Annotated in this window: 7 protein-coding genes and 1 pseudogene; 6 read left to right on the top strand and 2 right to left on the bottom strand. The window is 37.7% G+C overall.

Features of this window, described 5'->3' with window-relative positions:
• Positions 1-627 precede the first annotated feature (627 nt).
• From Q7P33_RS17620 to Q7P33_RS17625, 3 genes and pseudogenes are all read left to right on the top strand, one after another.
• Positions 628-1383, top strand: coding sequence for a S24 family peptidase (locus tag Q7P33_RS17620; RefSeq protein ID WP_303872055.1), 756 nt, complete (start codon positions 628-630; stop codon positions 1381-1383).
• Between the two features lie 391 nt (positions 1384-1774).
• Positions 1775-2071 (top strand): annotated as a pseudogene (locus tag Q7P33_RS18105) (leucine-rich repeat domain-containing protein); the annotation flags it as partial.
• Between the two features lie 258 nt (positions 2072-2329).
• Entirely contained in the window at positions 2330-2740 is a 411-nt protein-coding gene (locus tag Q7P33_RS17625; RefSeq protein ID WP_303872056.1) for a heme-binding protein, read from the top strand.
• Positions 2741-2928: 188 nt separating this feature from the next.
• Here Q7P33_RS17625 and Q7P33_RS17630 read toward each other — a convergent pair whose 3' ends face one another.
• Both Q7P33_RS17630 and Q7P33_RS17635 read right to left on the bottom strand, forming a co-directional pair.
• Positions 2929-4284: a permease prefix domain 1-containing protein gene (locus tag Q7P33_RS17630; RefSeq protein ID WP_303872057.1), complete on the bottom strand. Its 1356-nt coding sequence runs from the start codon at positions 4282-4284 to the stop codon at positions 2929-2931.
• Positions 4272-4634, bottom strand: a complete 363-nt coding sequence (locus tag Q7P33_RS17635) for a PadR family transcriptional regulator (protein WP_303872058.1) — start codon at positions 4632-4634, stop codon at positions 4272-4274. The genes Q7P33_RS17630 and Q7P33_RS17635 overlap by 13 nt, the downstream gene beginning before the upstream one ends.
• 214 nt (positions 4635-4848) lie before the next feature.
• Between Q7P33_RS17635 and Q7P33_RS17640 the strand changes: the two genes are divergently transcribed.
• The 3 genes from Q7P33_RS17640 (at position 4849) to Q7P33_RS17650 (ending at position 7545) form a co-directional block, all read left to right on the top strand.
• Positions 4849-5469, top strand: coding sequence for a CoA pyrophosphatase (locus tag Q7P33_RS17640; protein WP_303872059.1), 621 nt, complete (start codon positions 4849-4851; stop codon positions 5467-5469).
• An 11-nt stretch (positions 5470-5480) separates the two neighbouring features.
• Positions 5481-6566, top strand: coding sequence for a hypothetical protein (locus Q7P33_RS17645; RefSeq protein ID WP_303872060.1), 1086 nt, complete (start codon positions 5481-5483; stop codon positions 6564-6566).
• A gap of 61 nt (positions 6567-6627) precedes the next feature.
• Positions 6628-7545 carry a DMT family transporter gene (locus Q7P33_RS17650; protein ID WP_303872061.1) on the top strand — a complete coding sequence of 306 codons (918 nt, stop codon included), beginning with the start codon at positions 6628-6630 and terminating at the stop codon, positions 7543-7545.
• Positions 7546-7725: the final 180 nt, after the last annotated feature.

Here is a 7725-nt window from a genome sequence, read left to right on the forward strand (position 1 = left end):
TATTTAAATAAAAGCCTTAAAAATCAATGATTTGAGGCTTGACAATATAGGAAGGCGTAATGCGTGGGCAGATTGATTTTGGGTGTGAACGGAGGCTCCAGCAAGAGCGAAGTTTAAATAATCGTACACCTGTGAAATGATTTGCATATTATCATTGTATAATACAAAAACTGTTCTCCCATTAACTTCAGGTTTAAAAAGTCTGTAATGGAATGACTTGTGATCCAAAACTACATTATTGCTTGTTGCGTATATACGAAAAAAAATACTTGTATGATTTTGTTTTACTTCGGTTATCGATATCATTTTCAATACCTCACTATAAATTTTATCAATTTTGAAAAATAGACATCTAAAATGTTTAATGTGTTATTCATAGTTATATTGACGTCAATATAACTATAGATATTGTTTTAAATATAACCATAAATATTGTTTTAAATATAAAATAATAAAAAAACAACGAAATATAACTGATAATTCCAATGATAACATATTAAAAATGGAATAACAATATATATTATATTTTAAATCAAATGCGAATCATATCTATTCATTGCTATTTTATGTATTTTGGTGTATAGTTAATAAAATTAATATAAGATCAATATGAAGAAGGAATATCAAATGAGTAATATTAGTGATGCGGAAAAAGAAATTATTTCTAATAATATCAGCTACTACATGAGCTTGAAAAATGTAAGCAGAATCGATGTATGTAATGAACTCAAAATTAAGTATGGAACTTTCTCAGGTTGGATTAACAAAAGAACATATCCGAGGGTCGAAAAGATAAAAATGATGGCAGATTACTTTGAAATAGAGAAATCTGACTTAACTGAATTTAAAGAATCTCAAATAGCTGGAGATGATCATACTAGTCAGCGAGAAAACAAAAAAAATAAAAATGGAAAATTTGAACAAGATGATCCATTACATTATATGATTACTATTCCAAACGAAATTCCATCAATTTTAATTAATATTTATGATCCTTTACCAGCAGATGTGCCAATCGATAACCTTGATAGTGCGCTTGAGGTTTTAGCGAGAGATGTAATACCTAAAATTTGGGTAGTAAAAAATAAAAAAAACTATATAGGTATAAGGATTAATAATGATAGTATGTATCCCAAATTTGCGGTTGGTGAGATTGTAATTGTTCAAATGCAAAAAGATTTCATTGATGATCAATATGTTGTTGCGTGGGTAAATGGAAAGGATGCTATTGTACGACAGATCAAAAAAAGCAACAATGAAATTACTCTGATTCCTTTCAATCGTGAATATCCTTCCATAACATACAATATTGATCATGATGAAATAGTAATTTTAGGGATAGTAGTTCAGAAAAGGGATAATGTTGAGTTGTTGTGGGAATAAGAATTATCTTGATTAGACATGAATGATAATAGCAATTACAGATAAAGAATGTGAAGGAAGTTCGTTATTTAGAAAATGGCAATTATCATAAGCATTTTTGAACTTGTCGAAAGTTATATTACATGCAATCAAAGATACAATATTTAAAAGTTGAGAACATTCTTTTTTTAAGGATGTCTTTTTTGTGAAATTTAGAAATATAATTTGATAATAAAAGGTAATAACTTTTACACAAATTTTAAGTAAGCATAATGTGGTTAAACATATAAAGGGAAATAAATATGCATTAATGCTGTGTAAATTATAAATTTCAAAAAAACACTAAAAAAGTGCGGATCTTATGCGAAATTTTAAGCATTGCACAGTTTTAAAGTAAGCATATGGTTGTAAAAATCTGAAGCAGGTCAAGCTGCCGGCTAACCTTAGAGACTTTTGGCAATATGCCATGACTCGTTGCGGGATTGAAGAAATCGAAATACCGGGAAGTGTGAACCGGATAGCTTCGTTTGCATTTAATCAGTGTGATCAACTAACAACGGTAAGAATCAACGAGGGAACCAGAAAAATCCTCGCCTGGGCATTTAAAGATTGTAAAAACTTAACAGATGTCTTTTTGCCAGCGACTATAGAGGAAATCAGCGACAAAGCTTTTGAGGGTTGTCCGAAAGTTGTGTTACATCGAAAGTGATTAAGAAGTAAACAAATGTTAGAAAAATGAACGATAATTTGCGCATAAAATGAACATTATTTGGTACAAAATGTCAAATTCATGGTAAAATGTTGTCTTTTTTCGTTGGCACAAGAATTGCTTTGTTTTAGGTGCAAGTATTCTTTATTTTAATAGGCTTCTGAATAATAAATGGTTTTCATGGGTATACTATGAGCATACATGGGTTGAATCAGGAAAGCAAAAAAGAATATTTAACAAAGAAAGCGGAGGAAAAAAATGACAAAAACAGGGAAATTTTTAGACATGGCAAAGAAAATGGCAGAAGCGGCTGCTGAAAAAGCGATCCAAATTGATGTGCCAATGGTTATCGCAGTTTGCGATGCAGGCGGAAACATGGTGTTGTTTAACCGAATGGAGGATTCTTTATTGGCCAGTATGGACATTGCCACCAATAAAGCCTATACTGCAGTAGCGCTTAAGATGGGTACGGATCAGGCCGCAGAGCTAGCAAAAGAAGCTGGTCAACTTTTTGGAATTGCGTCCTGTGATAAAGGCAGAATGGTCGTATTTGGGGGTGGTTTCCCAATCGTTGAAGACGGTAAGATTATCGGAGGAATCGGTGTCAGCGGCGGAAGCGTGGCAGAAGATATGACCGTTGCTCAAGCGGGATTGGATGCGCTGAAATAAGTCGTATAATCGCTTAACTGATCCAGTTCATTAGAAACACGTGTTGGATGATGCTTGCAATTGCGCAGGTTTGATCCTTTGATTAAAAAAAGATAATAAAAGTTAAACTGACCAGCCATCACATGCAGATAGGCTGGTCAGTTTTTTCTTATATGTCAGATTCAATTGAAGCAGTGAGTAGCAGGTGGCTAATTAAACCCAAAAACAATCGGGAAAATAAAAGCGACAATAGCGAACCAGACGGCATACGCATAGAGATAGGACGTCTGCCAGGTTTCAATTCGGCTGAAATCAATTTTTTTAACGAAAAAGCGGCCATACAGCCAAGCCAAACCGGCCAGATTGATTAACAGAATCAGATTTTCGCCCAGTGCCGCCAGCTTGTTTGGGGTGATTCCAAAGGCGGATAAGCGCAAGAGGATGGCAGATAAGGCGACCATATCGATGATCATGGCTACGACAATCAAGGCCAGATTCAGATAATCAAAAAGTTTGTTTTTAGCATAGGGATTTCGGGCTGATATGGTGTAAAGAACCAATCCCAGAACCAATACCAGCATAAAGTCGAAGGCAATCAGGTAATCTCTTTCCAAAAAAGCACTTTTCCCGGATAAGACCAGAATCACCAGAAAGGCAATCATGATAAACAGGAAAAGGGGACTGAAAATTTTAGCCAGAATCGGAGCGAAATTTTCAACCACGCTTTTTTTGGTCTCGACCAGATAGACAGTGATCATGGCCACAGCAGCGGCACCATATACAACTAAGTAATTTTGGATAAACCAACTGGCGTCAATTTGAATAGCAAAAAACATCGCTTGGGTAAACATCGCCAAAACGATAAGTCCACAGAAAATAAGGGTGCCATAGATTATGGCTTCACCGGTGAAACGAATAAAATTCATCCGTCCCTGGCTGCTTAGCCATTCCACACCGAGATAGGCAACCCCAGTGACTAGCCATAAGAATAATGGCAGATGCAGGGCAGTCAGTAACTCGGTGTTATTTGGGGGATATGAAGGATAAACGTTGATCAGGATGGCCGAAGCCGCAAAAATTCCTAAAATCGTGGCGGACATTTTTAAATTGGCTTTGTTTTTATATAGAAAAAACAGGGTAATCAAGGGCAGGATGAAAAAACTCAAATTTTTAAAATAAAACAGTTGGTATTGGGGATCGTTGAAGCTATAACCGAAAAGTTCCGGAATTTTGAAAAAGGTGCCGGCCAGAAACGAGAAAAGAATGACCAGCCCGATAGTGCGCTGGTTTTCCCTTGAAACACCGGTGGGTTCGGGTTCTAGCATCAATTGTTTCCAGAGGTTTTCGGTATTTACTTTAGAATATTCCCGGGAAACCAAATGGGTATCGCCAAAACGTTTGACACTGATTAAAAAGGCTTCTTCCGCTGATAATCCGGCGTGAATCAGATCTTCAATTTCATCGTGTAGATGGCTTTCCAATTCAATAATATCCGTTTCCTTAAAATGCCCCTGACTTCGCAGGCAGTCACTCCAGGCGTGGACGTTTTTTTCTAAATCATACATGGCCAGCAGACCTCCTTATTTGTTATCTCAAACCAGGTTTTTAAAAGTGCTGAATGGATTACTTCCCATTGTTTCTTTTGTACTTCCAGTTCAACCAGTCCTTCCTCTTTAAGTTTATAATATTTTCGCTTCCGGCCACCATCCGAATTATTCCAATAAGACTCGATAAAATTCTTTTCTTCAAGACGGTGAAGAACCGGATAAAGCATACCTTCAGACCAGACGAGCTCGTCTCCGGTTAATTCTTTAACCTTCTTGATAATCGCATAGCCATAGCTGTCATTCTCTTTTAAGATGGATAGAATAAAGGGGGTTGCCGAGGCGGCAATTAAATCCTTTGATACATTCATTAATAACCTCCTGAATACATAGATCTATTAGGTATGCTTGTATTATACATAGAACTTCTAGGTAATGCAAGTCTTTTTGCAATTGCGATTGTAACGGTTGATTTTCAAGGGTGCGATTCTATGTTAGAATAGAACGTATAAAATATAAAGAAGACGAATTGGTAGTGTTATAATAATCAAGCGCAGTTTAAATAGAGTGTTGAGGTGGAATAAATTGGAACGAGAAGACTTTTACAACCGCCGCCCGGGAATGATTGGCGAACGAAATTTCAGTCAGTATGCGGTTCTTGCGATTTTGGTGGATACTGCAACGGAGCCGGCATTACTTTTTGAAAAACGCTCTGCGACATTGAATCGTCAGCCAGGTGAAATCTGTTTTCCGGGGGGGCGACTGGAAGAAGGTGAAACACCCCAGGAAGCGGCAATTCGGGAAACAATGGAAGAATTGTTGGTGGATCGTGGGCAAATCGAAATATTGGGACCAGGAGATGTTTTTATTTCGCCATTTAATATGATGATCCATCCGTTTATTGCGATACTAAGAGATTATAATTATGGTTTCAGTCATGAAGAAGTTGCTGATGTATTTACTGTACCAGTCCGATATTTTCAGGAGCATGCACCCAAAAAGTATTTTAATCATTTGAGTCATGAACAACCAAAGGATTTTCCCTATGAATGTATTCCTGGCGGAAAGAACTATCCCTGGGTTAAAGGGAAATATGAGATAAACTTTTATTCGTATAAAGAGGACGTGATCTGGGGGATGACCGCAACGATTGTCGAATCCACGGTAGAATTGATCGGCAAGTACCATTTGCTAACGGAAGTGTAAGGAGGGATAAAATGAAGCTTACGAAATTGCTGACCAGTGTTATTGCGATGATGTTGACCTTTGCTTTTATTTCCCAGTCAATGGCAAGTGGAAGTCTGGACTTTTCAGCTCAAAATCCGGATATTTATGCCTTCGGATGGTTGACTGGGCTGTCTTTGCTGCTGATTGCCGGAACAATTGGGGTTGCGTCAATAAATAATGAAGATCGTAAAATTTTGTTGACAGCCGCAAAATTTTATTTTGGATGTGCCATTGTTACGTTTCTGTTTGCTGGAAATGACAGTATGACGGCCGTTGTTACGGTGTATGCGGTGTTAGCGGGAATTGTGTTTCTGGTAAATGGCTTAATGACTAAGAATGAAGATGACATGGAATACGGATGGGACGAGAAAAGATCCTGGGGCAAAAGAAAAGCTGTGACAAAGAAACAAACAAAAAACAACGATGATAAAGATGATTGGGGAGAAAGCGATTTTCAAGGAAAAACAAAAAAAGAGTTATCCCAAAAGTCACTACGAAAATCAGGGGTGTTTGCAATCATCTGGGTGAGCGTTGTTATTATTGCCGGGATTTTTTTTGGTGTTGCTTTTCTCACTGATGAAGAAGAAAACCAATCCGATTATGACTATTCAGAGCAGATAAAAAGCGAGGAAACAGTGACACAAGAGCCAACCAGGATTTATGGTCCTGGAGAAACATGGACTGTTGATGGGGATTTCACACTGTCTTTTTCAGCTGTCAATGAGACGGACTTTCGAAATGAGTTCGCGGAGATGAATCCAGCCCAGGTAATTGTGTTGACCTATGATTATACCAATATTGGTCACGAAAAGGACGTGATGGATTTATATATTTCATCGGTCAGCTTTTATGTGATTGATGAAAATGGCGAGATTGCAGAAACCTACCCAATGACTGGAATGTCCTATCCTCAGGAAATTCCGATTGGAGCATCGAGCCTGGGATCGCAGGAAGCATTTGGATTGAAAAATCCCAGTCAGGAAGTGATGGTTTATGTGGAGGTCTATGGGAACGACTATGTGCCCTATGAAGCCTTCTTTAAACTACCGGTTCAAGGTTCGGTACCAACTGTTTAAATAAAACAAAAATAGCGGCCAGGGACGGGTGGCAATAACAAAAAAATGAAACGAGGAAATAATGAAAAAGATCTATCTCTATGTATTTTTAACCGGAATGCTTTTCGGATCGATGGAAGTTGCATTAAAAATTGGGGGAGCTACATTTAATCCCATTCAGCTGACTTTTATCCGCTTCTTAATTGGAGGACTTTTTCTGTTACCTTTTGCTGTCAGTGATCTCAGAAAAAAACAGATTAAACTCAGCACGAGTGACCTGGCTTATCTCTTTACACTGGGGTTAATCTGTATCTGCTTCAGTATGGTGCTTTTTCAGATTGGCTTAATGGGGATTAATGCCAGTCTGGCGGCGCTAATATTTTCGATCAATCCGGTGTTTACGATGGTCTTTGCTCATTTTATCGTCCATGAAAAATTCACCAAAAAAAAGGCTATCGCCTTGACCATCAGTATTATCGGTTTGATCATTGTGATGAACCCCCAAAAGCTCATCTCCGGCGACAATAATATCTGGTTTTTATTAATGACCCTGGTGGCGGCGATTGCCTTTGGACTGTACACGGCCTATGGCAAAAAAAGAATTGGCATAATCGGTGGCGTGGCTCAGAACAGCTTTAGTTTTCTGATGGGTTCGGCGGTATTACTAATTATGTTGATTGCGAGTGGTCAACCTGTTTTTCAGGGTGTCAGTTTGGAAACTGCACCATTGTTATTTTACCTGGGTGTTTGTGTGACGGGGATTGGTTATTACTTTTATCTAAAAACCGTCGAAGTCGCCGGGCCATCGACGGCATCAGTGGCGTTCTTCATAAAACCGATGGTTGCCCCGATTTTTGCGTTGGTTATTTTGGGTGAAACCATTACTTTAAACATTGGGGTCGGACTGATTTTTATATTATTCGGATCGTTTGTAAATCTCACCGATGGAGATAAATTGGTCAGGATGTTCAGATTGGAAAGAATCTTTTATAAACAGTAAAATAAAAAACGCATTTTTTCAAAAACATATTGACAAAGAGTTGAAAAGTCTTTATACTAACAAGGTCGTCAAAAACAGCGACAACGAAAACACAGCAACAATGAAAACAACAAAAAAGAATTTTAAAAAAACAGCTTGACAATCATAAGAAACGACGATATAATAGAAAAGCTTCGCAGG

The organism is Acetobacterium wieringae, assembly GCF_026646375.1.
In the GTDB taxonomy this organism is placed as follows: Bacteria; Bacillota; Clostridia; order Eubacteriales; family Eubacteriaceae; genus Acetobacterium; species Acetobacterium wieringae_A.

Bases quoted from the DNA above. Each gene is read 5' to 3' on its own strand.
- Q7P33_RS17620 (WP_303872055.1), top strand. From the start codon at position 628: ATGAGTAATATTAGTGATGCGGAAAAAGAAATTATTTCTAATAATATC.
- Q7P33_RS17625 (WP_303872056.1), top strand. From the start codon at position 2,330: ATGACAAAAACAGGGAAATTTTTAGACATGGCAAAGAAAATGGCAGAA.
- Q7P33_RS17630 (WP_303872057.1), bottom strand. From the start codon at position 4,284: ATGTATGATTTAGAAAAAAACGTCCACGCCTGGAGTGACTGCCTGCGA.
- Q7P33_RS17635 (WP_303872058.1), bottom strand. From the start codon at position 4,634: ATGAATGTATCAAAGGATTTAATTGCCGCCTCGGCAACCCCCTTTATT.
- Q7P33_RS17645 (WP_303872060.1), top strand. From the start codon at position 5,481: ATGAAGCTTACGAAATTGCTGACCAGTGTTATTGCGATGATGTTGACC.
- Q7P33_RS17650 (WP_303872061.1), top strand. From the start codon at position 6,628: ATGAAAAAGATCTATCTCTATGTATTTTTAACCGGAATGCTTTTCGGA.